The organism is Streptosporangium sp. CA-135522 (assembly GCF_050949235.1).
Classification (GTDB): domain Bacteria; phylum Actinomycetota; class Actinomycetes; order Streptosporangiales; family Streptosporangiaceae; genus Streptosporangium.
Genome location: NZ_CP192026.1, coordinates 9,142,958 through 9,168,033, shown reverse-complemented (window position 1 = coordinate 9,168,033; position 25,076 = coordinate 9,142,958). Strand labels below are relative to the sequence as shown.

At 70.0% G+C, this 25,076-nt stretch carries 21 protein-coding genes; 12 read left to right on the top strand and 9 right to left on the bottom strand.

All coding sequences use genetic code 11. From position 1 onward, the window contains the following. Nucleotides 1-35: 35 nt before the first annotated feature. Nucleotides 36-968 carry an oxidoreductase gene (locus tag ACQPYK_RS43055; RefSeq protein ID WP_433245227.1) on the bottom strand — a complete coding sequence of 311 codons (933 nt, stop codon included), beginning with the start codon at nucleotides 966-968 and terminating at the stop codon, nucleotides 36-38. 81 nt (nucleotides 969-1,049) lie between these two features. On the opposite strand from ACQPYK_RS43055, the gene ACQPYK_RS43050 reads away from it, so the two are divergent. Continuing rightward, entirely contained in the window at nucleotides 1,050-1,658 is a 609-nt protein-coding gene (locus ACQPYK_RS43050) for a TetR family transcriptional regulator (protein ID WP_433245224.1), read from the top strand. A gap of 60 nt (nucleotides 1,659-1,718) precedes the next feature. Continuing rightward, nucleotides 1,719-1,850, top strand: coding sequence for a transposase (locus tag ACQPYK_RS43045; protein ID WP_433259089.1), 132 nt, complete (start codon nucleotides 1,719-1,721; stop codon nucleotides 1,848-1,850). Between the two features lie 125 nt (nucleotides 1,851-1,975). On the opposite strand, the gene ACQPYK_RS43040 is transcribed toward ACQPYK_RS43045, so the two are convergent. Together ACQPYK_RS43040 and ACQPYK_RS43035 are read right to left on the bottom strand one after the other, a co-directional pair. Beyond that, nucleotides 1,976-2,368 (bottom strand): DNA-binding protein, encoded by a 393-nt coding sequence (locus ACQPYK_RS43040; protein WP_433245221.1) that lies wholly within the window; start codon nucleotides 2,366-2,368, stop codon nucleotides 1,976-1,978. Beyond that, the gene (locus ACQPYK_RS43035; RefSeq protein WP_433245218.1) at nucleotides 2,368-2,619 is read right to left on the bottom strand and encodes a CopG family transcriptional regulator; all 252 of its coding nucleotides are present in this window, start codon (nucleotides 2,617-2,619) and stop codon (nucleotides 2,368-2,370) included. Before ACQPYK_RS43035 ends, ACQPYK_RS43040 begins: the two co-directional genes overlap by 1 nt. A gap of 727 nt (nucleotides 2,620-3,346) precedes the next feature. On the opposite strand from ACQPYK_RS43035, the gene ACQPYK_RS43030 reads away from it, so the two are divergent. The 10 genes from ACQPYK_RS43030 to ACQPYK_RS42985 all read left to right on the top strand — a co-directional run bounded on the left by ACQPYK_RS43030 (nucleotide 3,347) and on the right by ACQPYK_RS42985 (nucleotide 17,875). Then, complete coding sequence (locus tag ACQPYK_RS43030; RefSeq protein ID WP_433245215.1) at nucleotides 3,347-4,171, top strand: conjugal transfer protein; 825 nt, start codon at nucleotides 3,347-3,349, stop codon at nucleotides 4,169-4,171. Between the two features lie 151 nt (nucleotides 4,172-4,322). Continuing rightward, a complete protein-coding gene (locus ACQPYK_RS43025) occupies nucleotides 4,323-4,598 on the top strand; it encodes a hypothetical protein (protein ID WP_433259087.1) in 276 nt (91 codons plus the stop codon). Between the two features lie 46 nt (nucleotides 4,599-4,644). Then, nucleotides 4,645-7,059, top strand: a complete 2,415-nt coding sequence (locus ACQPYK_RS43020) for a TcpE family conjugal transfer membrane protein (protein WP_433245212.1) — start codon at nucleotides 4,645-4,647, stop codon at nucleotides 7,057-7,059. Nucleotides 7,060-7,176: 117 nt separating this feature from the next. Beyond that, entirely contained in the window at nucleotides 7,177-9,669 is a 2,493-nt protein-coding gene (locus tag ACQPYK_RS43015; RefSeq protein ID WP_433245210.1) for an ATP-binding protein, read from the top strand. After that, on the top strand, nucleotides 9,666-12,128 hold the full coding sequence (locus tag ACQPYK_RS43010; protein WP_433245207.1) for a type IV secretion system protein: 2,463 nt from the start codon (nucleotides 9,666-9,668) through the stop codon (nucleotides 12,126-12,128). Before ACQPYK_RS43015 ends, ACQPYK_RS43010 begins: the two co-directional genes overlap by 4 nt. 2 nt (nucleotides 12,129-12,130) lie before the next feature. Beyond that, the gene (locus ACQPYK_RS43005) at nucleotides 12,131-12,802 is read left to right on the top strand and encodes a hypothetical protein (RefSeq protein WP_433245204.1); all 672 of its coding nucleotides are present in this window, start codon (nucleotides 12,131-12,133) and stop codon (nucleotides 12,800-12,802) included. Further along, nucleotides 12,799-13,887: an NlpC/P60 family protein gene (locus ACQPYK_RS43000; protein ID WP_433245201.1), complete on the top strand. Its 1,089-nt coding sequence runs from the start codon at nucleotides 12,799-12,801 to the stop codon at nucleotides 13,885-13,887. The genes ACQPYK_RS43005 and ACQPYK_RS43000 overlap by 4 nt, the downstream gene beginning before the upstream one ends. 14 nt (nucleotides 13,888-13,901) lie before the next feature. Further along, nucleotides 13,902-14,294: a (deoxy)nucleoside triphosphate pyrophosphohydrolase gene (locus tag ACQPYK_RS42995; RefSeq protein WP_433245198.1), complete on the top strand. Its 393-nt coding sequence runs from the start codon at nucleotides 13,902-13,904 to the stop codon at nucleotides 14,292-14,294. Nucleotides 14,295-14,371: 77 nt separating this feature from the next. Continuing rightward, complete coding sequence (locus ACQPYK_RS42990) at nucleotides 14,372-15,991, top strand: hypothetical protein (protein ID WP_433245195.1); 1,620 nt, start codon at nucleotides 14,372-14,374, stop codon at nucleotides 15,989-15,991. Between the two features lie 120 nt (nucleotides 15,992-16,111). Beyond that, a complete protein-coding gene (locus tag ACQPYK_RS42985) occupies nucleotides 16,112-17,875 on the top strand; it encodes a hypothetical protein (protein ID WP_433245192.1) in 1,764 nt (587 codons plus the stop codon). A gap of 208 nt (nucleotides 17,876-18,083) precedes the next feature. On the opposite strand, the gene ACQPYK_RS42980 is transcribed toward ACQPYK_RS42985, so the two are convergent. The 6 genes from ACQPYK_RS42980 to ACQPYK_RS42955 all read right to left on the bottom strand — a co-directional run bounded on the left by ACQPYK_RS42980 (nucleotide 18,084) and on the right by ACQPYK_RS42955 (nucleotide 25,030). Then, the gene (locus tag ACQPYK_RS42980) at nucleotides 18,084-18,845 is read right to left on the bottom strand and encodes a succinate dehydrogenase/fumarate reductase iron-sulfur subunit (protein ID WP_433245189.1); all 762 of its coding nucleotides are present in this window, start codon (nucleotides 18,843-18,845) and stop codon (nucleotides 18,084-18,086) included. Between the two features lie 2 nt (nucleotides 18,846-18,847). After that, nucleotides 18,848-20,740, bottom strand: coding sequence for a fumarate reductase/succinate dehydrogenase flavoprotein subunit (locus ACQPYK_RS42975; RefSeq protein ID WP_433245186.1), 1,893 nt, complete (start codon nucleotides 20,738-20,740; stop codon nucleotides 18,848-18,850). A gap of 9 nt (nucleotides 20,741-20,749) precedes the next feature. Beyond that, nucleotides 20,750-21,535 carry a hypothetical protein gene (locus tag ACQPYK_RS42970; protein ID WP_433245183.1) on the bottom strand — a complete coding sequence of 262 codons (786 nt, stop codon included), beginning with the start codon at nucleotides 21,533-21,535 and terminating at the stop codon, nucleotides 20,750-20,752. Nucleotides 21,536-21,850: 315 nt separating this feature from the next. Further along, nucleotides 21,851-22,300: a response regulator gene (locus ACQPYK_RS42965; protein WP_433245180.1), complete on the bottom strand. Its 450-nt coding sequence runs from the start codon at nucleotides 22,298-22,300 to the stop codon at nucleotides 21,851-21,853. Continuing rightward, a complete protein-coding gene (locus ACQPYK_RS42960; RefSeq protein ID WP_433245177.1) occupies nucleotides 22,293-23,879 on the bottom strand; it encodes a sensor histidine kinase in 1,587 nt (528 codons plus the stop codon). The genes ACQPYK_RS42965 and ACQPYK_RS42960 overlap by 8 nt, the downstream gene beginning before the upstream one ends. Continuing rightward, entirely contained in the window at nucleotides 23,876-25,030 is a 1,155-nt protein-coding gene (locus tag ACQPYK_RS42955; protein WP_433245174.1) for a PP2C family protein-serine/threonine phosphatase, read from the bottom strand. Before ACQPYK_RS42955 ends, ACQPYK_RS42960 begins: the two co-directional genes overlap by 4 nt. Between the last annotated feature and the right edge of the window lie 46 nt (nucleotides 25,031-25,076).

The following is a 25,076-nucleotide window of genomic DNA, read 5'->3' as shown; positions in this document are numbered from 1 at the left end:
ATGGTCCGGTACAAAGGGCTGTTCCTGCTTCGGGCTCAGGCGGCGGAGAACGCGAACCGTACGGCGGTCAGCCGTTCCGACAGCTCCCACAGCCGACGTCCGGTCTCGGCGTCGGTGGCCGCCTGGGCCAGCTGCACCCGCTTCGGCGCGCCGCGCAGCTCGCCCATGCCGTCCGGCCCGAAGAACTGCCCGCTTTCCACGTCCGGGGCGGTCGCCGCGTACAGCTGGGGCAGCGCACCCTGATCCGGGGCTTGGGCGAGCGGGGCGAGGATGCGGCCGAACAACACCTTCACCATGCCGACCGGCCCGCTCGTCTGCAGGTTGGTGGAGGTGTAGCCGGGATGGGCGAGCACGCTGCGCACCGGGCTGCCGGCCGCGGTCAGCCGCCGGTGGAGCTCCCATCCGAAGACGGCGTTGGCGAGCTTCGACTGGTTGTAGAACCCCATGGGTGAGTACTTGCGCTCGCCGGAGAGGTCGTCGAAGAAGAGGCGCCCCTGCCGGTGGTTGGCCGAACTCACCGTGACCACACGGGGATCGTTCCCGCCTGCCAGCAGGTCGAGCAGCAAGCCGGTGAGCGCGAAGTGGCCGAGGTGGTTGGCGGCGAACTGCAGCTCGTGGCCCTGCGCGCTGAGCGTCCGGGGCGGCGCCATCACACCGGCGTTGTTGACGAGCACGTCCAGCCGCGGATGGTCGGAGCGCAACCGGTCGGCGAAGGCGCGGACGGAGTCCAGGTCGGCCAGGTCGAGGCGGCGCACCTCAAGGCGGGCGCCCGGCTGCTCGGTGGTGATCTCCGCGATCGCCCGGTGACCCTTGGCCTCGTCGCGTACGGCGAGGATCACGTGCCCGCCCTTGCGGATGATCGCCCGGGTGGTCGCCAGGCCGAGGCCGCTGTTGGCTCCGGTGACGACGAACATCCGTTTGGTCTGGTCCGGAATCCGCGTGGCGGTCCAGGACTGCTGCTTCATCATGCGGCACACATTGCCCTTTGTGGCACTAAGTGTCAACATGCGTCTTGGTGTCACAGGCGGCATGACGTGTACGATGGCCTGGTGACCACCCGTCCTGAAGTGAGCCTGGCCCAGCGCAAACGTCAGCTCGTCTCGGACGAGCTGACCGAAGCGGCGCTGAATCTGCTGGCCCTGAAAGGGTTCGACGCGGTCACGGTCGACGAGATCGTGGCCGCCGCAGGCGTGTCCAAGCGGACGTTCTTCCGATACTTCGCGTCAAAGGAGGACGTGGTCGTCCAGTTCCTGGCTGAGATGGGTGCCGGCATGCGCGCGGAGTTGGCGGGCCGCCCCGCGAAGGAGCCACCGTCGGTGGCACTGCGGCACACCGTCTGGGTCTCCGTCGATGCCTGCGTCGGCCATGCCGACCGGGCGCTACGCGTGGTGCAGCTGATCTTGGGCACGCCCGCCCTGCTCGCCCGCTTCCTGGAGCGCCAGGCGCAGTGGCGCGACGAACTGGCGGCGGAGGTGGCCCACCGGCTGGGACTCGACCCCGCGACCGACCTGTATCCGCAACTGGCCGCCGGGACGGCACTGACCGCCTTCGACACCGTGCTGCAGCGGTGGAGCGACAGCGGCGGCACCGAGGACCCGGCCGCCCTGATCGACCGGGCCTTCGCCGTCATCGCGCCGGCACTGGACGGCGTCGCGTAGGAACGGGCGGAGCGGCCGAGGGAATCGCCCAGTGGCGGAAGTTCGTCGAGGCGGTTCGACCTGACCGATGCGCATTGGGCGGTGCTGGAACCGCTGCTGCCTGTGCCGGAGCGGTCGGGGCGGCCGTCGTTGTTCAGCAAGCGGCAGTTGATCGACGGGATCCGCCGACGGATGCGTGTCGGGGTGCCCTGACGCGATGTGCCCGCCTGCTACGGATCCTGGCCGGCGGTGTATGCGCTCTTGCGGCGATTTCAGCGTGAGGGCACCTGGCAGCAAATCCTGACCGCGCTGCAGACGCCGTCGAGAACGGCGGGTGCTCACACCTTGACGACCTCTACGGCGGGGCCGCACAGGAGCGTCAGGTCCTCGGGGTCGGAGGTGAGGACGGTGACCGGCGGGGGCGCGGTGCAGGCGACGGCTGCGAAGGCGGCGTCGATGGCGTACTTGTGGCCGTGCAGGCGGTGGGTGCGCAGGAGGGTGGCGGCCCGGTCGGTGATCTCCTTGGTGACGTCGTGAACGTCGATGCGGGAGAGGACCCATGTGACGCGGGCGGGGTGGATGCGCTCGTGGTCGGCCTCAAGGGTGGTCATGGCGCTGGTGGCCACGCGGACGCCTTCTTCCGATGCCGCCTGGACCAGAGCCACGACGGTGCGGTCCTTGCGGTAGAGCTTCGAGAGGCCTTCGCTGTCGAGCAGGAGAGTGCCGGGCATCAGGCGGCGGCTCCGCCGGTCTGGCGGTGGTCGTGGCGCAGCAGGGCGCGAGCGGCCTCGACCTCCTCGCGGGTGAGCCTGTCGTTGTCGGTCTCGAAGTCGGCGACGATCTCGCGAAGTTTGTCCATGGCGACCCGCTGTTCGAGGGCTTCGGCGACGTAGGCGGAGAAACCGCCGGGACCGACGTGCGCGCGCACGGATTCGGCGAGCTCCTCGGGCAGACTGATCGAATATTTTTTACTACTGCTCATGGTTCCGATCCTACCGTGGGTAGCAACAGATGGGGAGGTGAGGAGCGGGTCGGCGACCTGCTCTTCGCAGGTCAGCGTTGAGGTCTTGGCTCCGGCCGCAGGTGGGCGAACCGCTGCCGGAGGTTCCGCTTCAACGTCTGACGATCCGTCCGTGCCGGAATGGGCCTGGCCCTGTGACCAGGCCCGTTCTGCCATCTGGTGACGCTGTGTGATTCTTTCCTGGTTAAATGCGCAGGTCGCGACAGTCTCGGTGCCGTACGGACAGCAATGCGTGGCGTTTGGGTAATCGGGTTGCCGGACGACCAGGCATAACGTGCTTTCTTGATGTTGTGGGCATGTAACACGTTCGGCGGGGTTCCAGACCGGGTTTGCTCAGTCAGGACGATGCCTGCAGCATAGGCGTGGCTTTCCTGGAACAATCGGCGGGGCGGTTAGAGTAAGTGCTTGACCATGGTTAACGGGGTCGTGAGTAATGCGACACCGCGCCAACCGGGGGATGGGCGCGAGCGGAGGCATGATGGCTCGAAGGGCAACGGTCCAGCGTGATCCTCGGATCGCTGGTGCCCCTGAGCCGTCGGCATACCCGGAGGAGCCCTACGACCCCGACTTCGACGGTGCCTCGGCGTCCGGGCGGGGCGCGCCGTCCCGGGGACGCTGGTCCGGGGGAGGCGGTCGCTGGCTGGTGTGGACCGGCCGCGCGGTGCTTTGGGCGTTAATAGTAGTTATCGTGGTCAACGGGGTCCGTGCGCCTTTCGAGCGTTTCACTCGGCAGAACGCGGCAGGCGGGTCCGCTCCCGTTTCCACCGACACCGAATTCCCCGTCAGCCGGGCGACCTCTTTCGCCAGCCAGTTCGCCGCGGTCTATCTGAATTTCGAGGCCATCCGTTCTCAGGAAAGGGCGGCCAGGCTCGCGCCTTACCTGCCCGACGGCGCCTCGCCGCAGTTCGGCTGGGACGGGCTCGGCCGGATGGCCGCCGGCGCGGTGCAGCCGTACGGCGCGGAGGTCGTCGACAAGGACAACGCGGTCGTGACCCTGACGTTCCAGTCGGGAAACCGCCGCCAGCTGCTGTCGGTGCCGGTCTACCACGACAGCCAGACCGACAGGTTCGTGGTCTCCGGGCGTCCGGGCATCCTCCCGGCCCCCAAGCCGGCGGACCTGCCTCCGGTGCCGGCGGGCGAGAGCGACGAGGCCGCCGAGGCCGAGCTCCGCACACCGCTGGCCAACTTCTTCAAGGCCTACGCCGCCAGTGACAACGCCTCCCTGCAGCAGTACGCCGCCTCCGGCGTCACGATGGAGGGGTTCGGCGGCGCTTTCACCTTCCTGGAGCTCAAGAGCCTCGTCGTCCCGCTCGTCGGCGGCGCCACCCGCGAGGTGACCGCCACGGTCGTGTGGGGCGTCCCGGGGAGCGCGACCCCGTCCGCCGACCCCACTCCCTCCGACCCGGGCGACATGGGCGGCAAGCTGGAGCAGGCCTACCTGCTCACGGTGGTCAAGCAGGGCGACAAGTGGTTCGTCAAGGACATCCGAGGCGCGAGACGGTCTGTGGGGTAACACATGATCGAATGGCGCCGGTGCGCAGTGGACAGACCCCCCCTGATCAGTGAATCGGCGGTGGGCGGGTTCGGGCATGCGTGTCGCGGGCTCGTGGCCGCCCAGAGAGCGCGATCATGAGCACGGAGGACGATAAGTGACCCTGAACACCATCCTGCTGAGCGTGATCGACCTCGCTCAGCCGACCACTCCTCCGGCGGGTGTGAACACCGAGGGCCTGGCCGACTTCCTCCGCAAATTCTTCGCCCCGCTCTTCCTCGTCGTCGTCTCCGTCGTCGCGCTGTTCTTCCTCTTCACCCGTGAGATCACCAGGTTCGTGCAGTTCATCATCCTCGCGGTGGCCATCGGAGTGATCTTCTACGTGCCCAACATCATCGAGGTGACGGCCAAGGCGATCGCGGGCGCGCTGGGCATCACGGGGGGTTGAGACCGCGCGCAGCGGTCAAAGAACGAGAGGCGGAGAGGAGGAGCGCGTGGACCTGCCCACGTATACCAACATCTGGCGGATCGAGAAACGGCTCTACAAGCTGTACGACCTACGGCTGCCGATGCCGCTTCCGATTGTCTGGATCGGTGTGTTCGTGGGCGTGGTGGTGCCCTGGTCGCTGGTCCTCTATCTCCTGGGCCTGCCGTTCGACGCGCCCTGGCACGTGGTCTATCTGGTGCCGCCCGGAATCGTCACCTGGCTCTCCACCCGGCCGGTGATCGAGAGCAAGAGGCTCACCGAGCTCCTCCAGTCGCAGGCGCGTTACGTCGGTGAGCCTCGCACCTGGTGCAGGATGGCTCCCGCCGCCGAGCCCACCGAGATCAGCCTGACCGGCCGTGTCTGGCGGGCCGCTCCCGGGCAGGCCGCGCCGGTCCGGGCCAAGGTCTCCAGGAAGGCCCGGCATGCCCAGTCCAAGCGCGCCGCCTCCTCCCGTGAGGTCCGTCCAGCGGTGGCGGCGGCCGCCGCCGCGGCGGCCGCCGCTCCGGCCGGCCGCGAGCGCGTCGCCTGGGGCACGGCTCGGGCCTCTCGCCGGGGCACCGCTCCGGCCCTCGGGCACGCCGTTCCCGTCGAGGGACGGGGTGACGTCGCGCCCGCCGCTTTCGCCCCGCCCGCTTCCACCGTGCCGGTCGAGCGGGTCTCCCTCGCTCTGCCGCCCGCCGCCTCCGCCACGCGGGTCAAGGCCCCGGCGGACCCCGCTGCCGGCGCGCCGCCCACATCGTTCACGCCGCTCACACCGGTCTCCACGTCCGAGCCCGCGTCCGGGCCCGCGCCCGAATCCGTTGAGCCCGTCGAGTTCGCGCCCGAGCCCGAGCAGGCTCCCGCCGTACCGGCCGCTCCGATCGGCACCGAGGCGCTGCGCCGGCTGCGCAGGCTCGCCGCCTCGGCCGAGGCGGAGCGGTCGGCGGCCGTCCAGGAGCCGGTGGGGCTGCTCCCGGAGCGTCCCGTGCCGGTGGAGCGGTCTACCGAGCGTCCCGCGCCGGTCGAGCAGCCCCCGGCCGTCGTCGAGCAACCTCCGGCGGCGGCCGAGCGGACGGAGCAGACCGAGCAGCCTCCGGCGGCGGCCGAGCAGACCGAGCAACCTCCGGCCGTCGTCGAGCAGACGGAGCAGACCGAGCAGCCTACGGCGGCCGAGCACGTCGAGCGGCCCTCCGCCGCCCCCGCGGAGCACTCTCTCCCCGCGCCGCGGTTCATCGGACCGGCTCCGACCGGGCGGCGTGCCGCCAGGCCCGGCGCCAAGGGCGACGACGCCCCGGCGGAAGCGGAGGGGGATCCGTGGACCGGGCACCGCAAGGGACAGCCGGCCTCGACCGGACAGTTCCCGCAACCGCAGCGGCCGTGGCCGCAGGAGCGGCCCGCGGGGACGTCGGCGGGCGTCTCGATCCGGGCGGTTCCCGCGGGAGCCGAGGCCAAGGCCGACCCGGTGGCGCCCGCGGTGCCGGTGCCCAGGGCCGCCCAGGGCGAGACGAGGGTGCGCCGGGTGGAGTCGGTCGTCGGCCGTGACTCCTCGGGCGGATGGCGGCGGCTGGCCCAGGTGGTCATCGGACCGGGCGGGACGAGCCGTACGGACGGGTCGGAGGTCGACGAGGCGCGGGCCAGGACGGTGTTCCCCGGCAGCCGCCGGGTGGTGGTGCTGGGATGCACCGGTGGCGCCGGGCAGACGACGACCGCCCTCATGCTCGGCCACACCCTCGCCCGATACCGCGAGGACCGGGTCCTCGCGGTCGACGCCAACATCGGCATCCACGCCCTGTCCAGCCGGATCCAGGGTGAATCCCCCGAGACCCTGACCTCTCTGCTGGCCGGCCTCGACAACGTTCACGGCTACCTGGGCATGCGCGCCTACACCAGCCGCTGCGCCTCCGGCCTGGAGGTCATCGCCGGAGACAGCGACTCCGGCGCCGAGCAACGGCTCGCCGACCGCACCCTCTTCTCCGACCGGCGGCTCAGCCAGACCATGGACATGCTGGACCGCCACTACAAGCTGATCGTCATGGACCCGGCGGCGGCGCTGGCCGCGCGGGTGCTGCCCTACGCCGACCAGCTCGTCCTGGTCGTCCCGGCCAGCGAGGACGGACCGGACGCGGTGGCCATGACCTACGAGTGGCTCGACGGACACGGCTGCGCCGACCTCCGCCGTCGCGCGATCATGGTCGTCAACGGAGTGAGCCGCCGCAGCATGAGCGACGTGGAACAGGCCGAGGCGGTCGCGCGCGGCCGGTGCCGCGCGATCGTGCGGGTGCCGTGGGAGGACGAGCTGGCTCCGGGCAGGTCCGAGCGGGTGGAGCCGTCCCACCTGCGGGCACCGGGCCGCCGGGCGTATCTCGCCCTGGCCGGAGTCGTGGCGGCGGGCTTCGGAGCGGCGCAGGCGGTACGACCCAGCGAGGAGGAGTTGGCCCAGTGATCCCCCGGGCGCGAGGAGACGTGGTGAACGGGCGTAACGAGGTGGGCGCGTGAACGGGTGCGGCGAGCGGGCCACCGGCCACGGCGGTCCGGCCATCCGGCCGGCGAAGGAGGTCGTGTGAGCCGCGTTTCGCGGGCACGCAGTCGCCTCGCCGTCCGATACTTCGACGATCGGATCCTGATGACCGACTCGTCGGTCTGGGCCTACTTCCGGTTGCCGACCGTGAGTTACGAGTTCATCACCCCCGAGGAGCGCGAGGCGCTGGCCACGAACATCACGATCGCGCTGGCGGCGATCCGGATGCCGGACGCCGAGGTGCACCTGCGGGTGGCGCACCGCACCTACCCGGCGGCCGAGTGGGCGATGGCGCTGAACGCCACCTCCGACGAGGGCCCCGGCTGGCGCGACTACCTGGAGGAGATGTACCGGCACGTCTGGGCGAAGGACTTCTGGAGCAAGGAGGTCTACCTGGGCGTACGGCTCGGCGCGCGCGGCAGGCAGCTCGGTGCCGGGGTCCTGTCCCAGCTCTTCGGCTTCTACCAGCGTGGCGAGAAGGTCCTGGGGATCGAGGACGACCACGTCCCCAAGGCGGAGATCACCAGGTGGTCCGAGCAGGCGGAGCGGCTGGGCAGGGCCCTGTCCGCCAGCGCCCTGTACGCCCGGCACGCCACCTCCGTCGAGATCGCCTGGCTCTTCCAGCATGCCGCGACCGGCTCCCTCGGCGACCCGCCGGCCTCGGCCAGCCCCAAGCGGCGCTGGGGCCAGGGAGAGATCGAGTCGCTGGTCGAAGGACAGATCCACAACGGCAGGTCACTGCTGCGGATCGAGCAGCCGCAGGGCGACTCCTACGTGGCACACCTGTCCTTCGCCCGGTTCCCCGACCTGATGCCCTTCCCCGACGGTGAGCCGTGGATGCACTTCGCCGACCAGTTGCCCTTCCCGGTGGAGATCAGCTCCAGAATGCGGCTGATCTCGCCGGTCAAGGCCAGCAAGGACGTGGCGCGCAAGCTCGCCCACGCCCGTGACATGGACATCCACATCCGGGAGGCGGGGGCGGAGGCGCCGCTGGCGCTGGCCGAGCAGATCGACGCGGCCCGGATGCTGGAGCACGGCATCACCAAGGAGCGCCTGCCCTTCGTGTACGGCTGGCACCGGCTGATCGTGTCCGCCCCGACCGAGGAGATCTGCGTGCAGCGGGTCGAGGCGGTCGTGGAGCACTACCGCGACATGGGCATCGACATCGTCAACTCCACCGGTGACCAGTTCTCGCTGTTCTGCGAGGCGCTGCCGGGCGAGCGGGTCAGGGTCAACGCCTACGCCCAGCGGCAGCCGCTGCGCACCATCGCCGGCGGCATGGCGACCGCCACCGTGGACCTGGGCGACCGGGTGGACGAGGGCAGCGCCGGCTGGATGGGACCGTACGTCGGGGAGACCCTGGGCCGGGCCCGGAGCATCGTGCACTTCGACCCGCTGGTGGCGGCCACGCGCAACCGGCCGACGGCCATCGCCATCACCGGCGAGCCCGGCGGCGGCAAGACCACGCTGGCGCTGCTGATGATCTACCAGATGGCGTTGCGCGGCGTGACGGTCGCGGTCATCGACCCCAAGGGCGACGCCGACTCCCTGGTCCAGCTGCTGCAGCGGCGGGGCCGGAAGGCGCGGATCATTCCGCTCGGCTCGGCCGCGCCGGGCCTGCTCGATCCGTTCTCGTTCGGCGAGGATCTGGCCACGAAGAAGACGATGGCCAGCGAGACCCTGCGGCTGCTGCTTCCGCGCATGTCGGAGGAGCGCGAGTCGGCGATGATCCAGGCGGTCGCGGCGGTCTCCAACGGGGAGAGTCCCTCTCTGGGCAAGGTCGTCGACTTCCTGGAGAAGACCGAGGACGCCGCCTCCAAGAACCTGGGCGCGGTGCTCCGCTCGATGTCGGACATGAATCTCGCCCGGCTCTGCTTCGACCCGTCCGGCGGCGACCAGATCGACACCGAGGGCTGGACCACGGTGTTCACCCTCGGTGGGCTGACCCTTCCGGACGCCTCCACCGGCCGCGACGACTACTCCTACGAGCAGCGGCTGTCGGTGGCGTTGCTCTACCTGGTCGCCCAGTTCGCGCGGGGCCTGATGAACGGCCTCGACCGGCGGACGCCCAAGGCGATCTTCCTGGACGAGGCCTGGGCGATCACCTCCACCCCGGAGGGCGCCAAGCTGGTGCCCGAGGTCAGCCGGATGGGCCGCTCCCGCAACACCGCCCTGGTGCTGGTCTCACAGAACGCCGGCGACCTGCTGAACGAGCAGGTGACCAACTGCCTGTCGTCGGTGTTCGCGTTCCGTTCCACCGAACGGGTCGAGGTGGAGCACGTGATGGCGTTGCTCGGGGTGGAGCCTTCGGAGGAGCACAAGGCGATTCTGCGCTCGCTGGGCAACGGCGAATGCGTCTTCCGGGATCTGGACGGTCGTGCGGGCCGTATCGGGGTGGACCTCATCTCCGACGAGCTGGTGCGTTGGCTCGACACGAATCCGACCCACGACAAACCCGACGAGAACGTGCATGATCTTTCCGGGGGCGACAGAGTCAGTAGGCCGGGGGCTGCGGCGCTGGAGGTACGGTCATGAAGAGCTCCGGCAAGGGGCTGAAGAACTCCCGCAAGGGACGACTGGGCAAGCGGATCGCCATCGCGCTGGTGGCGCTGGCCGCATTCCTCGCACTTCCGCTGCTGTCGCCGGCGGGCACGTCCACCGCCGTCGCCGCCGCTCCCTGCGACCTCTCGCCGGACCTGGCTCCGGAGGTCGTCGGCTCGGGTGTGGACGGGCTGCTCAAGCCACCGCCTCCGGAGGCGTCCCAACAGGGCGCACCACCCGCGGCGGCCCCGGCCCCGGCCCCCGCCGCGTCGGCACCGCAGGGAAACTACGCCACCTACGGCATGAGCGGTCAGTTCTGGCACACCCATCAGCTCGGCTGCGACGACGTCGCGGCGGTGATGGGCAACACGATGGCCAACACGGTCTTCGCGTGGGCCAAGGCGCTGGATCGGCTGACCATCACGACCTACCAGGCGGCGGCCACCGAGGGGCCGCTGGAGTCGATCAAGGATGTCGTCGACGACATCGTGGTCAGCCTGTCCAACGCGATGTACTGGCCGTACCTGCGGCCGATCGTGATCCTGGGGGCCATCTGGCTGGCCTGGTACGGCCTGATCCGCAAGCGCGCGACCACCACGGCCGAGGGCGTCATCTGGATGGTCCTCGCGGTCACCGTCGCGGTCTGGTTCTTCAGCCGCCCCGGCGACTTCACCGGGCTGGGAAAGATCGTCACCGACAAGACCGGAGAGGTCGTCAACTCGGCCTTCTCCGGGCTGCCCGGTGCGGGCGGAACCTCCTGCATCCCTGCCAAGGGTGACACCAATCCTCAGGTCAAGCCCGGTGGTTACGGCCAGACCGGCGTCCCGGGAGTCGATCAGAACGCCGAGGCGCTCTGGTCCACCCTGGTCTGCAAGCCGTGGCTGATGGGCGAGTTCGGCACCGCCGACCCCGAAGCGCCCGTGGTGAAGGCGTTCGCCGCCAAACTGCTGGGCATCCAAGCGATCGACGCGACCGAGCTGCGGACCGCGCAAACCCCGAACACCAACGCCCACCAGGCACAATATGAGGAAGAGGTCGCCAACAAGCTGGAGAACACACCCATCTTCTTCCTTTTCCAGGGAAAGGATTGGACGAACCGGCTTGGCATCGCCATCGGCGCGCTGATGGCCGCGATGGTCGCGGGGTTGCTGATCTTCCTGGTGGCCGTCTCGTTGCTGGTGCTCAAGGTCGGCTTCCTGCTGCTGCTGATCCTCGCGCCGATCTTCCTGCTGCTGGGGGTCCATCCCGGATCCGGCCGGATCATCGCGATGCGCTGGGTGGAGATGCTGGTGGGCACGCTGCTGCGGCAGGCGGTGCTGGCCCTGGTCCTGGGCGTCCTGGTGTACGGCTACGCGCTGATCATCTCCATGGCGATGCCGTGGGGCATGCAGGTCATGTTCATGGCCCTGCTGACGATCGCGGTCTTCTTCTACCGGCGACCGTTCCAGCACCTGTTCGCCTCCATGGACGGGCACACCTTCACCACCCGGATGCTGGGTGACGCGGCCACCGCGCCGACGCTGCAGCGCGCGGCGGGCGTGCTGCCGCCGGTCGCGGCGGCCCGGGTCGGCCGTTGGGGCATGCGCAAGGCGGAGCCCCTGATGCAGGCGGCCGCGCTCGCCGGCGGCGCCTCCGTCGCGACGGCCGCGGCGGCGGTCGCCCAGGGCAAGGTCCGGGGAGAAGAAGGCGCCCCCGGCGCGAACACGCCCTCGGGCGCCCGGGTCCCGGTCGGCGCGCAGCCCACGCCGCTGGACACCGACGCCCAGGCGGGCTCGCGACGCAAGGGCACCGGCCGGCCGGTCACCGCGGCGCGGGCCGGCGCGGCACCGCCGCTCAACCTCTCCGGTGGCGCCCCGGCGGGCGGCGCCCCTCCGGCCCGTTCCGGCGGGCCGGCCCGCGGCGGCGCGGGCGGCTGGTTCGGCGGCCGCTCCGGCGGCTGGGCCCCGCAGGGGGGCTCGGCTCCGGCCGGCGGCTCATCCGGCGGTGGCCCCTCCTCCGGCGGCGGGTCGTCCTCCGGCTCCTCCGGCGGCAGGACGCCCGCGCCCTCGTCGGGTGGCGGCGGCCGGTCGGGCAGCAGCGTCTTCGGCCCCGGCGGCGGCTCTCGACGCTGGGATTCCGGCTCACGCGGCTCGGGATCCGGTTCCCGGGGCGGTTCGAGTTCGGGATCCGGTTCCCGGGGCGGCTCGGGTTCGGGCTCGCGGGGTGGCGGCGGCGCTTCCCGCGGCTCCTCGGGGTCGGGCGGCAGTCTGTTCGGCGGCTCCCGGAGCTCCTCCGGGTCGGGGAGCGGCCTGTTCGGCGGCTCTTCCGGCGGATCGAGGAACAACGGCGCCGGGCGTCCGGAAAGGTCGTCCGAGGCGCCGCCGCTCTGGCTGCCCAGCCGGTCCGAGCGGAGCGGTCAGGCCGATGAGGCGGCGCCCTTCTGGCTCCGCGCGTCCAACCCCGACAAGGATTGACGATGGTCGAAGGGGGCAGCCGCCGTGGACTCGTCTTCGCGGTGCTGGTCGTGATGCTGGCGGCGGTCGGGATATACCTGACCATGTGGCCGGGGTCCGGTGAGGAAGAGCCGGCCCGGACCGATCCGGTGGGCGTGAGCCGTACCGCGGGCCAATCGGGGGCGTCGGTGGGCGCCGAGCCGTCCCGGCCGGCGGCCACGGCCAGCAACGCCCCCTTCGACGTCTACTCCTACCTGCCGATGACCAAGCAGGAGCTGGCGGCCGCCGCCGACTACGCCCAGCGGTTCACCGCCGAATACGGCACCTTCAGCTACGAGGAGGACCCGGCGGCCTACGGGGATCGGCTCCGGGGATACACCACGGCGGAATTCGCCGACGTGCTGCTGCGCACGGTCACCTCGCCGGGCAGCATCGAGGCCAACCGTGCCGACGAGGTCGTCTCCGTCGGCACTGCGCGGGTGAAGGAGATCCGGCAGATCCAGAAGACCTCGGTGGTGTTCCTGGTCAGCGGCACCCAGAAGGTCACGACCAAGAGCGGGCCGAAGGAGCGGACCGAGGACTACGCCGTCACGCTCATCGAGGTGGGCGCCGACTGGCGGGTTCACGACCTGCAACCGGCCGACGACGGTCAGGACGGAGACGACCAGTCCTCACAGACCGGCGGGACCGGATGACGGGCGGCAAGAAGGTCCGCATCGCCCTGATCGTCGCCGTCGCGTTCCTGTGCCTGCTCACGCTGGTCACGGCGCCGATGCTGATGGTGGGCACCTTCCCCTCCTTCACCGGCGGCAACCTGCCCGACTGCGAGGACACGGCCAGGGCGGCGAGCGAGCAGTCGGAGACGGCCGCGTCGGACATCCCGGCGGACTACCTGAAGCTGTATCACGAGCACGCCGAGAAGATCGGCGTGCAGTGGAACGTGCTCGCCGGGGTGGGCAAGCGGGAAACCGACCACGGACGGTCCACGCTCCCCGGGGTGCGCAGCGGCACCAACTACGCCGGCGCCGCCGGGCCCATGCAGTTCCTGATCAGCACCTGGGGCGGCAAAGCGAAGATCAAGATTCCGTCGAAGTTCAACGGCTACGCCTCCGACGGCGACGGCGACGGCTGGGCCGACATCTACAACCCGGCCGACGCCATCCTCGGCGCGGCGAAGATGCTCAAGCGCAACGGCGCGCCCGAGGACGTACGGCGGTCGCTGTTCGTCTACAACCGGGCCTGGTGGTACGTGGACCAGGTCATGGAGATCGCCGGAAAGTACGCCAAGGACGGGGCGGTCAACACCCCGCCGGAGGCGGAGGCGGCCTGCGACGAGCCCCTGGTGGCGGCCGCGCCCACCGAGACGGTCGCCTCGATCATGGAGTACGCGCTGGCCCAGCGCGGCAAGCCGTACCTGTGGGGCGGCACCGGACCGGACGCCTTCGACTGCTCGGGGATCATCTACATGGCCTACCGGAGTGCCGGCCTGACCATCCCGCGCACGACCTTCGGCCAGTGGCCCTTCGGGGTGAAGGTCGCACCGGGCGAGGAGCAGGCGGGGGACCTGGTCTTCTTCAACGCCGGACCGGGCACCGGGGCCGACCGGCCGGGACACGTGGGCATGGTCGTCTCGCCGGGCAAGATGGTCGAGGCGAGGTGCCGTCTGTGCGGGCCGATCAAGGTCACCACCTATCGGGATCGCAGCGGCATCGTGGGGTTCACCCGGCCGCTGCAAAACCCCGACGTCATCGCACAACTCAAATTGAAGGAACAGGGCTGACAGAATCGGGTGCCATGGACAAGGTCGTTGTGGGAGCCGCGATCGTCGACGGCCGAGGCAGGCTGCTCGCCGCTCAGCGTGCCGAGCCGCCCGAACTCGCCGGTGGCTGGGAGTTCCCGGGAGGAAAGGTCGATCCGGGAGAGGACGATCACACAGCGCTGATCAGGGAGTGTCAGGAGGAGCTCGGCGTCCTGGTCGAGGCCCGGGAGCAGGTCGGCGGCGACTGGCCGCTGGCGAACGGTTACGTGCTCAGGGTCTGGCTGGCGGAGATCGTGGAAGGAGAGCCGGAGGCCAAGGAGCACCTGGAGCTGCGCTGGCTGCCCATGGACGAGCTGTACGACGTGCCGTGGCTGCCCGCCGACCTGCCGATCGTGCGTGCCGTACAGGGGCAGCTCGACGAAGGTTGAGCGGTAACGTACAGTGACATAACAGTTACTGGATGTGTCGTTATCGTGCGTCCGCATCGGGGGATCGGAGAAGTGCGGTGACCGGATGGTGGCAACGTGCCCGGATCGTGTCGGTCGTGGGCACAGGGGCGCTCATGCTGGGCGGAGGGTCGGCGGTATACGCGATCGGGACGGATGATTCCGTCACGCTCCCCGCTGAGGCGGCCGACGCGGCCGACGCGGCCGATGCGACCGATGCGGCCGAGGCGGCCGAGTCTGCTGAGGCGGCCGATGCCGATGGGCTCAATTTCTGGTCACGATGGGTTCGCGCCGACGACGTGATCCGGTTCCGGGTGTGGCTGGAGGGATCCGGCACCGAAGCGCGGCTGGCGGTCGCGACCACGCCCGCCGAGGCGCTCAAAGGCATCGAGTGCCCGCAGACGACGGTCGCCCAGGTGCCGGTCCGCGGCGCTTCCCAGATGTGTTCCCTGGGAGAGGTCGACACGCGCCAGTTCGTCGACGTGCTGCTCACCATGCCGCCGAAGGTCGACGGCGTCGAGTTGACCGCGGTGGCCCGGATGCGCAACCGCGAGGGCGTGTGGGTCACCCACACGGCCCGGACCATGGTCGGGAACCCGGCCTCCGAGGTCGCCGAGATCATGAAGGCGGCGAAGGCCATCGAGGTGGCCGATCCCGTCCTGCCCCGACCCGCTCCCGGCGTGCCCCCCAGGGCCCCGGGAGCCGCCACGGAAGCCCCGACGCCGAAGGGCGCGGCGGCGGAGGGGGCAGGCGCGTTCGAGAACGCGGGAACCCTCGGGGAAGCCGAGACGGCACAGGGCACGGAGGTTCCAGCAGGCACGGAGGTTCGAGAGGGCGCGGAGGTTCGAGAAGGCACGGAGGTTCGAGAGGGCGCGGAGGTTCGGGAGGGTGTGGCGGGCGCCGGGGAGGCGGCGCCGGCCGCCGTGCCGGGGGGCTCGGGCAGGCCGTCCGTGCCGCCCGCTTCGGCCGCGCCGTCCAACGAGCCCGCCGACCCGCAGAGCGTCCCTCAGGGACGGCCACGGCCGGTCGCGCCGCTGAACCCGCCGGCGCTGGAGGCGCCGCAGGTCCCAAGGGAGCAGGGGACGCGCGCGGTGCCGCCGGATCCGCATCTGAAGGGCCGCCGTGACAAGGGGGTGCCGATGATCCTGGAGGAGCCCTCGACGCCCCAGGAAAGCGCCTCGGTGTACGAAGACCCTCAGACCGAGCAGGAGCAGCCGCGCTCTTCCGCCGGCTCGCGGACCGGGCGGGCGAAGGCCGACGCGAGATCGGCTTCATCGCGCGCGCTGGAGTTGGCCGAGGGAGGGCAACTGCCCCACCTGACGGGACAGGCTCCCCAACTGCCGGCCGGCATGCAGCAGGTGCCGCAGCAGGCGCTTCAAGCACCCGGACAGGTGCCGCAGGCGTGGAACAACCCGAACATCCAGATGCCGGAGGTCGCGCCGGTGCCGATCGCGTCGCCGCTGTCCTCGGTCATGGCGGACTCGCAGCCGCTGGGCGCGCCCCTGCCCAGGGACCTGGACGGATCGGACCAGGAGATCACGCCGATCGCCGAGTCAAGCCCGCTCCTGACCGGGATGCGCGGGCTTCCGGTGGTGGGCGTCGCGGTCGGAGGTCTGCTGGGGCTGCTCTGGTTGCAAATGAGGGTGCAACGTCGACGCGAAACACGATCTGTGTTGTAAAAAGCGGTTTGCTGTTACTTTTGCCCAACTAGTATTTTCCTTGACTTTGTCTGCCTGGGAAATTCGCGGAGGGCACCGGTGACGCGATCACGGCGTACGGCGGCCGTATCCGCCGTTGTCATGTCCTTGGGGCTGAGCGGCGCGGTGCTTCTGGCCGCCGCCCCGTTCACCGCGTCCGTCCCGGCGGACGCGGCCACCCGGTGGGTCGCCGCCGCCGATCCCTCGGAGATCCCCGGCTGTGATCCCGCTTCGGGGCCGTGTGAGGAGCCCACGCCGGTCGTCACCGTCACGGTCACCGACAATCCCGAGGACACGCCGCCTCCGACGACTCCGGTGCCGCAGAAGACGGTGACCACCACGGTCACCGTTCCTCCGGCGACGAAGACCCCGAAGCCTCCCAAGCCGCCCAAGTCCACGACTCCGGTCGCGACGACCGCCCCGCCGGTTCCACTGCCGACCACCACCCCCGTCGACCCGCCCCCGGTCGTCCCCCCGCAGACGACCGCGAGCGAGGAGCCGGAGGTCGTCTTCCCCCCCAACACCGAACAGAGCTCGAACCCGCTCCCCTCGGCCTCACCGTCGGCGAGCGGGGACCCGACGTACGAGGATGTCTCGCCCGAGTCGGCGCCCTATGAGATCCGCAACGCCGGCTCGGAGTTCGACGGGGCCACGCTGAGCAGTCAGCTCGCCATCCCGGCGCTGATCCTGGTGCTCTTGGTGCTGTTCGCCGTGCTGATCTTCGAGGGCAGGTTGCGCCGCCTGGCCCATGCCGCGGCCATCCGCAGGGCCGGTCCGCGTGGTCCGGCCCACTATCGCGGCGACACCATGGGATATCCCGCCGGCCCCGGTTACGGGCCCGCGCCGGGCTTCCCGCAAGGCCCCTACCAGGGCGGTACGGCTTACGCCCCGATAATCAGCTTTGTCCCCATGCAGATGTACGCCCCCGTTTACCCCGAGGGTTACGCGCCCGAGCAGTATCCACAGGCGTACGAGCAGCAGACGGCCTATCCGCCCCAGGCGGGCTACGAGCAGCCGCCCGCGGGCTATGAGCAGTACGGCCGGCCTCCGACGGGTCACGAGACGGCGCCCTACGGGCCGCCGGGATCGGACGGCGTCCCGCCGGCGCCCTTCCATGACCCGGGACTCCATGCCCCGGGGCTTCACGACCCGGGGCTTCACGGTCCGGGACTCCATGACTCGGAGCTTCACGACCCGGGACTTCACGACCCGGGACTTCACGACCCGGGACTTCACGACCCGGGACTTCACGACCCGGGACTTCACGACCCGGGACTTCGTGATCGGGACGCTTCGCCCGCCGGCTCCGCGGACGCCGTCCCGCAGGGGTTCGGCGAGTTCCCCGGGGCGCCGTTCCCGCAGGAGCCGCCGTTCGTCCGCGCCCACAGCGGTGAATCGTTCCCGCCCGTGCCGGATCGGCTCGTTGAGCACCCGCAGCCCGCGGGCCCGGACGCCCTTCCCGAGGGACCCGGGACGCACGATGATGCCCTACGCGAGGAGACCCTGTCCTCGCACGGCTTCGAGATCTTCCCCGAGGGGCCGCGGCCCTCACCGGGATTCGACGCCTTCCGGGAGGCAGGCCCGCGCTCCTCGCACGGCTTCGAGCCCACCCGCGAGGACAGCCTGTTCCTCCCGCCCGGCCATGGGCCTCAGCGCGGTCCCGTCCCGCAGGGGTCCGGGGAGTTCCCCGGTGCGCCGTTCCCGCTGGAGCCGCCGCCTGCCGGTGACGCCGACCTCGGATCGCTCACCGGCCAGGGCCCCGTCACCGGCCCGTCCCCTTCGGAGCCCACCGGCACAGCCGTCTATCCGCTCCCGGGTCAGGACAGCGGAAAGAAGAAACGCGGCCTGTTCCGCCGCTCCAAATAGCCGCGTCCGAACAGCGGTGCCCGAACAGCGGTGCCCAAATAGCCGCGTCCGAACAGCGGTGCCCGAACAGCGGTGCCCGAACAGCCGCGTCCGACCCCCCGAGCAGCCATGCCCGAATATGAGGGTTCGAGTTCCGCCGGTCGGCGCGGTGGGCAGACGCGCGGCAGCGCCGGCCGCGTGGACGCGGACCGGCGCTGCCGGAGGGGATTCAGCTCTTCGCGCCGGAGCGCTTGAAGATCTTGTTACCGAGCCAGACCAGCGGGTCGTACTTGCGGTCGACCACGCGCTCCTTCATCGGGATCAACGCGTTGTCGGTGATCTTGATGTGCTCGGGACAGACCTCGGTGCAGCACTTGGTGATGTTGCAGTAGCCCAGGCCGTGCTCCTCCTGGGCGGAGTCCTTGCGGTCGGCCACGTCGTAGGGGTGCATGTCCAGCTCGGCGATCCGCATGAGGAAACGCGGGCCGGCGAAGCCGGGCTTGTTCTCCTCGTGGTCACGGATCACGTGGCAGACGTTGTTGCACATGAAGCACTCGATGCACTTGCGGAACTCCTGGGACCGCTCGACGTCGATCTGCTGCATGCGGTACTCGCCCGGCTTGACGTCCGCCGGAGGGGTGAAGGACGGGATCTCCCGGGCCTTCTGGTAGTTGAACGACACGTCCGTGACCAGGTCCTTGATCACGGGGAACGTCCGCATGGGCGTCACCGTGATCGTCTCGTCCTCCGTGAAGGTGGACATCCGGGTCATGCAGCCCAGCCTCGGCCTGCCGTTGATCTCCATGGAGCACGAGCCGCACTTGCCGGCCTTGCAGTTCCAGCGGACCGCGAGATCGGGGGCCTGGGTGGCCTGCAGCCGGTGGATGATGTCGAGGACGACCTCGCCCTCGTTCACCTCGACGGTGAAGTCCTCCAGCTTGCCTTCGCCGCCCTCGCCCCGCCACACACGGAACTTCGCCTTGTAACTCATGGCTACTCCTTGGCCAGCGCGTCGAAGTCGGCCAGCTCTTCCTCGGTGATGTACTTCTTCAGCTCGTCCCGTTCGAACAGCTTGATCAGGTCCTCGCGCATCGAAGGCTGGACCTTCTCCTCGACGGTCACGCCGGAGCCGTCCGGGGACAGGCCGCAGAGCAGGAGCTTGCGGCGCCACTGAGGCGACATGCCCGGGAAGTCGTCGCGGGTGTGGCCGCCGCGGCTCTCCTGGCGGATCAGGGCGGCCTTGGCCACGCACTCGGAGACCAGGAGCATGTTGCGCAGGTCGAGGGAGAGGTGCCAGCCGGGGTTGTAGATGCGGCTGCCGACCGCCCCGACGCCCTGCGCCCGTTCCTTGAGCTTCTCCACCGCCTCCAGCGCCTCGGTTACCTCCTCGGCCTTGCGGATGATGCCGACCAGCTCGTTCATCGTCCGCTGCAGCTCCTGGTGGACCTCGTACGGGTTCTCACCGGCGCGCTCCAGCGGGGCCAGCGCCTCCGCCTTCGCGGCCTCCACCGACTCGTCGGAGATCTTCGGGCGGGCCGCGAGCCCGTCCACGTACGAGGCCGCCCCGGCGCCCGCCCGGCGGCCGAACACCAGCAGGTCCGACAGGGAGTTGCCGCCGAGCCGGTTGGAGCCGTGCATGCCGCCGGAGACCTCTCCCGCCGCGAACAGGCCGGGCACGTCCGCCGCACCGCTGTCGGCGTCCACCTCGACGCCGCCCATGATGTAGTGGCAGGTCGGGCCGACCTGCATGGGCTCCTTGGTGATGTCGACGTCGGCCAGCTCCTTGAACTGGTGGTGCATCGACGGCAGCCGCCTGACGATCTCGGCGGCCGGAAGCCGGGAGGAGACGTCGAGGTAGACGCCGCCCTGCGGGGAGCCGCGGCCGGCCTTCACCTCGGAGTTGATGGCCCGCGCCACCTCGTCACGGGGGAGCAGCTCCGGGGGACGGCGGTTGTTGGCCTGGTCGGTGTACCAGCGGTCGCCCTCCTCCTCGGTGGTGGCGTACTTGTCCTTGAACACCTCGGGGATGTAGTCGAACATGAAGCGCCTGCCCTCGGAGTTCTTCAGCACCCCGCCGTCACCGCGGACGGATTCGGTGACGAGGATGCCGCGGACCGACGGGGGCCAGACCATCCCGGTGGGGTGGAACTGGATGAACTCCATGTTGATCAGCTTCGCCCCGGCCAGCAGTGCCAGCGCGTGGCCGTCTCCGGTGTACTCCCAGGAGTTGGAGGTCACCACGTAGGACTTGCCGATGCCGCCGGTGGCCAGCACGATCGCGGGGGCGTCGAACAGGACGAGCCGGCCGTTCTCCCGCCAGTAGCCGAAGGCGCCGGAGATCGCGTCCCCGTCCTTCAGCAGGCGGGTCACCGTACACTCCTGGAAGACCTTGATGTAGGCCTCGGCGTCGCCGTGCAGCTTCTCGTCCTCCTGCTGCAGTGCGACCACGCGCTGCTGCAGGGTGCGGATCAGCTCCAGGCCGGTACGGTCGCCGACGTGGGCCAGCCGGGGGTATTCGTGCCCGCCGAAGTTACGCTGGCTGATCTTGCCGTCCTTGGTGCGGTCGAACAGCGCGCCCCACGCCTCCAGCTCCCAGACCCGGTCCGGGGCCTCCTTGGCGTGCAGCTCGGCCATCCGCCAGTTGTTGAGGAACTTGCCGCCGCGCATGGTGTCGCGGAAGTGCACCATCCAGTTGTCGGCGCTGTTGACGTTGCCCATGGCCGCGGCCGCACCGCCCTCGGCCATGACCGTGTGCGCCTTGCCGAACAGCGACTTGCAGACGATCGCCGTGCGCTTGCCCTGCTGGCGGGCCTCGATGGCCGCCCGCAGTCCTGCTCCGCCGGCGCCGATGACGACGACGTCGTATTCGTGACGCTCGATTTCCACAGCTGATCCTTATGCGAACGGGAAGTTGACGATGCCCTTGGCGACCAGCCGGACGTAGAGGTCGGCGCCCATGACCGTGAACATCGAGATCAGCGCCAGCTCCTGGTGCTTGGCGTTGAGCTTGGAGACGAAGCCCCACGCCTTGTAGCGGACGGGGTGCTTGGAGAAGTGGTTCAGGCGCCCGGCCGTGATGTGCCGGCAGGAGTGGCACGACAGCGTGTACAGGTTGAGCAGGACGGCGTTGACGACGAGGATCCACGTCCCGAGCCCGGCCGGTCTGTCGACGAGGGCGAGCACCGCGTCCCAGGCGAGGATCAGGCCGACCACGATCGCCGCGTAGAAGAAGTAGCGGTGGATGTTCTGCAGGATCAGCGGGAAGCGGGACTCGCCGGTGTACTTTCCGTGCGGCTCGCTGACGGCGCACGCCGGCGGCGACAGCCAGAAGCCCCGGTAGTAGGCCTTGCGGTAGTAGTAGCAGGTGAAGCGGAAACCGGCGGGCAGGCCCAGGATCAGCAGGCCCGGCGGCAGGGTGTACCAGTCGCCGAACGGCGCGAAGCCGAACAGTCGCGCCCCCTCAGGGCAGCTCGTCGCCAGGCAGGGGGAGGAGAACGGGGCGATGTACGGCGATGCGAAATAGCTCTTGTCGAAGATCGCCCACGTGGCGTAGACGAGGAACGCTGTGAAGATGATGAAGGTGATCAGTGGATAGCGCCACCACTGGTCGGTTCGCAGAGTGCGCTCCTTGATCTGCGCACGCTGCCTTCTGGCCGGGCTGTCGGCCGTTGTCTGGGTCATCGGAGACCTCTCCACCTCCCACGGACCCTGCTCGCCAGGGGGGTCCGGGTCGTTTCAGTTGTGCCGCGCGCTGGGCCATGGTCGCGCCGGCTCACACGTGCGCGCGCTTATTGGTGGGGATACGTTACGACGGAGCCCGGGGGTTGTGTGAGAAGGGTCACTCACATTTTCACTGACCTGATGTGATTCCTGTCACGTTGGTCAGGCAGAGGTCACCGACCTGCCACGAAAGGCGGGCTGGACGGGCCTCCAGGGAGATCCTCGGTCAGCCCGGCTCGGGGCGGCATAGGGCCTGAAATCACATGCGTTCTGAAATCAGTAGTGCTGGCCGGAGCTGGGCAGCTTGACGACGGTGACGAAGAAGTCGTCGATCCGGCGGACCACGCTGATGAACTGGTCGAAGTCGACCGGCTTGGAGACGTAGGCGTTGGCGTGCAGGTTGTAGCTGCGCAGGATGTCCTCTTCGGACTCCGACGTGGTCAGCACGACCACCGGGATCCCGCGGAGCTTCTCGTCGGCCTTTATGTCCTGCAACACCTCCCGGCCGTCCTTGCGGGGCAGGTTGAGGTCGAGCAGGATCAGGTCCGGCCGGGGAACGTCGGCGTACCCGTCCTCTTTGCGGAGGAAGGCCATGGCCTGCTCGCCGTCGTTGACCACGTGCAGCTTGTTCCTGACCTTGTTCATCTCGAACGCCTCGCGCGTCAACAGGACGTCGCCCGGGTCGTCCTCGACCAGGAGCACGTCGATCCAGCGCAGGTCATTCATCGGTGTCTCCTGAGGGAAGGGTCCAGCGGAAGGTCGTCCCGGGTTCGTCGGACTCTTCGTCGTCCACCCAGATCCGGCCGCCGTGGTATTCGACGATCTTCTTGCACAGCGCCAGCCCGATGCCGGTGCCCGCGTACGCGTCGCGTCCGTGCAGGCGCTGGAAGATGAGGAAGATCCTGTCAGTGTATTTACTGTCGATGCCTATGCCGTTGTCGGTGCAGGAGAACTCCCACATGTCCCCGTCGCGCCGCACCCCGATGTGGACCCGCGGCGGTTCCTGCGAGCGGAACTTGACCGCGTTGGCGATGAGGTTCTGGAAGAGCTGGGTGAGCTGGGCCCGGTTGCCGTGCACCACGGGCAGCTCGTCGGAGGTCACCGTCGCGCCGGAGTCCTCGATCGTCCCGGTGAGGTTGTTCAGCGCCGACTGCAGGGGCAGGCCGGCGTCGATCGCGAACCGCTCCCCGCCGATCCTGCCGACCCGGGAGAAGTCGAGCAGGTCGTTGATCAGCAGCTGCATGCGCTTGGCGCCGTCCACGGCGAAGGCGATGTACTGCTTGGCCCGGTCGTCGAGCTGGTCGCCGTAGCGCTGCTCCAGCATCTGGGTGAAGCTGGCCACCTTGCGCAACGGTTCCTGCAGGTCGTGGCTGGCCACGTAGGCGAACTGCTCCAGCTCGCCGTTGGAGCGCCGCAGCTCGGTCGTCTGCTCCTCCAGCTTGCTCTGCGCCTCGGAGGCCCGCCGCCACTCGGTCAGGATGCGCCGGCGCATGGCGTCCACGTGGCTGGAGAGCTCGGCCAGCTCGGAGGGGTGCTCGACCCTGAGCTTGTGGTCGAAGTCTCCCTGGGCGACCGCGCGGACCTGGTCGTTCAGCTCGGCCATCGGGCGCAGCACGGCGTGGCGGACGATGAGCACCGAGCCGATCGCGGCCAGGACCAGCACGCCGGCCACCCCGCCGAGTGCGACGTAGAGGGCCTGCCACCCGTCGGCCAGCCGGACGCCGCCCTCGATGTGCAGCCGGTTGAGGTGGCCCTGCAGCGCGGTGAGCGATCGGTGGACCTCGGTGAACCGTGCGGCGTTCACCTGGGCGGTCTGCCGGTTGGAGGCCTCGGTCTTCAGGACCGGCACGGAGGCGATGAGCTTTTCCGCGTAGTCGCGCCGCCAGGCCTCGCCGGCCGTCTTCAGGCGGGCCACCTCGGCGCTGACCGCCTGCTCCTCCGGCATCCGGGGCACCAGGGCCTCGAGGGCGGCCCGCGAGGCGGCCTCGGCGGCGACCGCATCGTGGTAGTCCCGCAGGGAGGTGTCCTCGTTCGTCCTGCCGTACGTCCGCACCGAACTCTCCTGCGAGGTCAGCGCGTTGGAGATCTCCAGGGTGCGCAGCGCGGCGGGATCGATGACGTCCACCACGGCCACCCTGGCCTTGCGCGTCGCCTCGATCGAGGCGATCGTGAAGGCGCCGGCGATCGTGAGCACCAGCGCGACGACCGCCCCGGCGAGCAGGAACCACTGCCACACCCGCAGCTTGCCGACGCCGGTCGCGGGGGTGGCGGCGGGCAGGGGGCGCATGCGGGCGGAGCCGTTCACCGCTCCTCGCTGCGCGAGATGAGCACGGCGGCCAGGTCGTCGCTGAGCGCGTCCCTGTTCAGCTCGATGACCCGCTCGATGAGCCGGTCGAGGTGGATGCCGCCCTGCTCGTGGACCAGGCGGAGCAGGCCCTCGGTGCCGAGCAGGTCGGGTCCGCCGCCGACGGTGGCCTCGATCAGGCCGTCGGTGTAGAGCAGCAGGGACCAGTCGCCGCCCAGCGGCACCTCGATCTCCGACCAGTCGATGCCCTGGAAGATCCCGAGCGGCGGTCCCGAGGGGGTGCCCGGCACCACGCCCACCTCGCCGTCGCGGATCAGCAGGGGCGGTGGATGGCCGACCACGTGCATGTGCGCGGTGCTGAGCGTGGGATCGATCGTGACGATGCACAGCGTCGTGAAGATCTCCGCGGACTTGCGTTCGAGGCGGAGCACCGAGTCGAGGGTGCGCAGCAGTTCGTTGCCGGTGTGCCCGGCCAGGACCAGGGTCCGCCAGGCGATGCGCAGCGCGACCCCCAGCGCCGCCTCGTCCGGGCCGTGCCCGCACACGTCGCCGACGACCACGTGCACGGCGCCGTCGGGGCTCTGCACGGTGTCCCAGAAGTCGCCGGCGAGCAGCGCCCGGCGGCGGCCGGGCAGGTAGCGGGCGTGGTGCTCCAGAAGCCCGTCCTCCAGCAGCGGCACCGGCAGCAGCCCGCGTTCGAGCCGGGAGTTCTCCTTGGTGAGGAGCTCGGCCTCGACCAGCTTGCGGTGGGCCAGGTCGGCGCGCTTGCGCTCCATCGCGTAGCGGATCGCCCGCGCCAGCAGCCGGGCCTCCACGTCCTGCTTGACCAGGAAGTCCTGGGCGCCGGCGGCCACGGCCTCCACGCCCACGTGGGTGTCGTTCAGACCGGTCAGCACGAGCACGGCGGCGTGCGGCGCCATGGCCAGCACCTGCTCCAGCGCTTCGAGGCCGGTGGCGTCCGGGAGCGAGAGATCCACGAGCACGCACTGCACGTCCGGGGTCAGCCGTATCCGGCTCTCCTCCAGACTGCGCACCCAGATGATCTTCGGAGGATTGTCCGCCTCTCCGAGCAGCTCCTCCACGAGGAAGGCATCGCCCGCGTCGTCTTCGATGAGAAGGAGCGTGAGCGTTTCATGGGGAGGGGCGGTCACTGACGCCTCTTTGCGAGATCGGGGGAGACACCTATTATCGCTATGC

Bases quoted from the DNA above. Each gene is read 5' to 3' on its own strand.
- ACQPYK_RS43000 (WP_433245201.1), top strand. From the start codon at position 12,799: ATGACGGGCGGCAAGAAGGTCCGCATCGCCCTGATCGTCGCCGTCGCG.
- ACQPYK_RS43040 (WP_433245221.1), bottom strand. From the start codon at position 2,368: ATGCCCGGCACTCTCCTGCTCGACAGCGAAGGCCTCTCGAAGCTCTAC.
- ACQPYK_RS42965 (WP_433245180.1), bottom strand. From the start codon at position 22,300: ATGAATGACCTGCGCTGGATCGACGTGCTCCTGGTCGAGGACGACCCG.
- ACQPYK_RS43035 (WP_433245218.1), bottom strand. From the start codon at position 2,619: ATGAGCAGTAGTAAAAAATATTCGATCAGTCTGCCCGAGGAGCTCGCC.
- ACQPYK_RS42985 (WP_433245192.1), top strand. From the start codon at position 16,112: ATGTCCTTGGGGCTGAGCGGCGCGGTGCTTCTGGCCGCCGCCCCGTTC.
- ACQPYK_RS42980 (WP_433245189.1), bottom strand. From the start codon at position 18,845: ATGAGTTACAAGGCGAAGTTCCGTGTGTGGCGGGGCGAGGGCGGCGAA.
- ACQPYK_RS42970 (WP_433245183.1), bottom strand. From the start codon at position 21,535: ATGACCCAGACAACGGCCGACAGCCCGGCCAGAAGGCAGCGTGCGCAG.
- ACQPYK_RS43010 (WP_433245207.1), top strand. From the start codon at position 9,666: ATGAAGAGCTCCGGCAAGGGGCTGAAGAACTCCCGCAAGGGACGACTG.
- ACQPYK_RS43055 (WP_433245227.1), bottom strand. From the start codon at position 968: ATGATGAAGCAGCAGTCCTGGACCGCCACGCGGATTCCGGACCAGACC.
- ACQPYK_RS43005 (WP_433245204.1), top strand. From the start codon at position 12,131: ATGGTCGAAGGGGGCAGCCGCCGTGGACTCGTCTTCGCGGTGCTGGTC.
- ACQPYK_RS42995 (WP_433245198.1), top strand. From the start codon at position 13,902: ATGGACAAGGTCGTTGTGGGAGCCGCGATCGTCGACGGCCGAGGCAGG.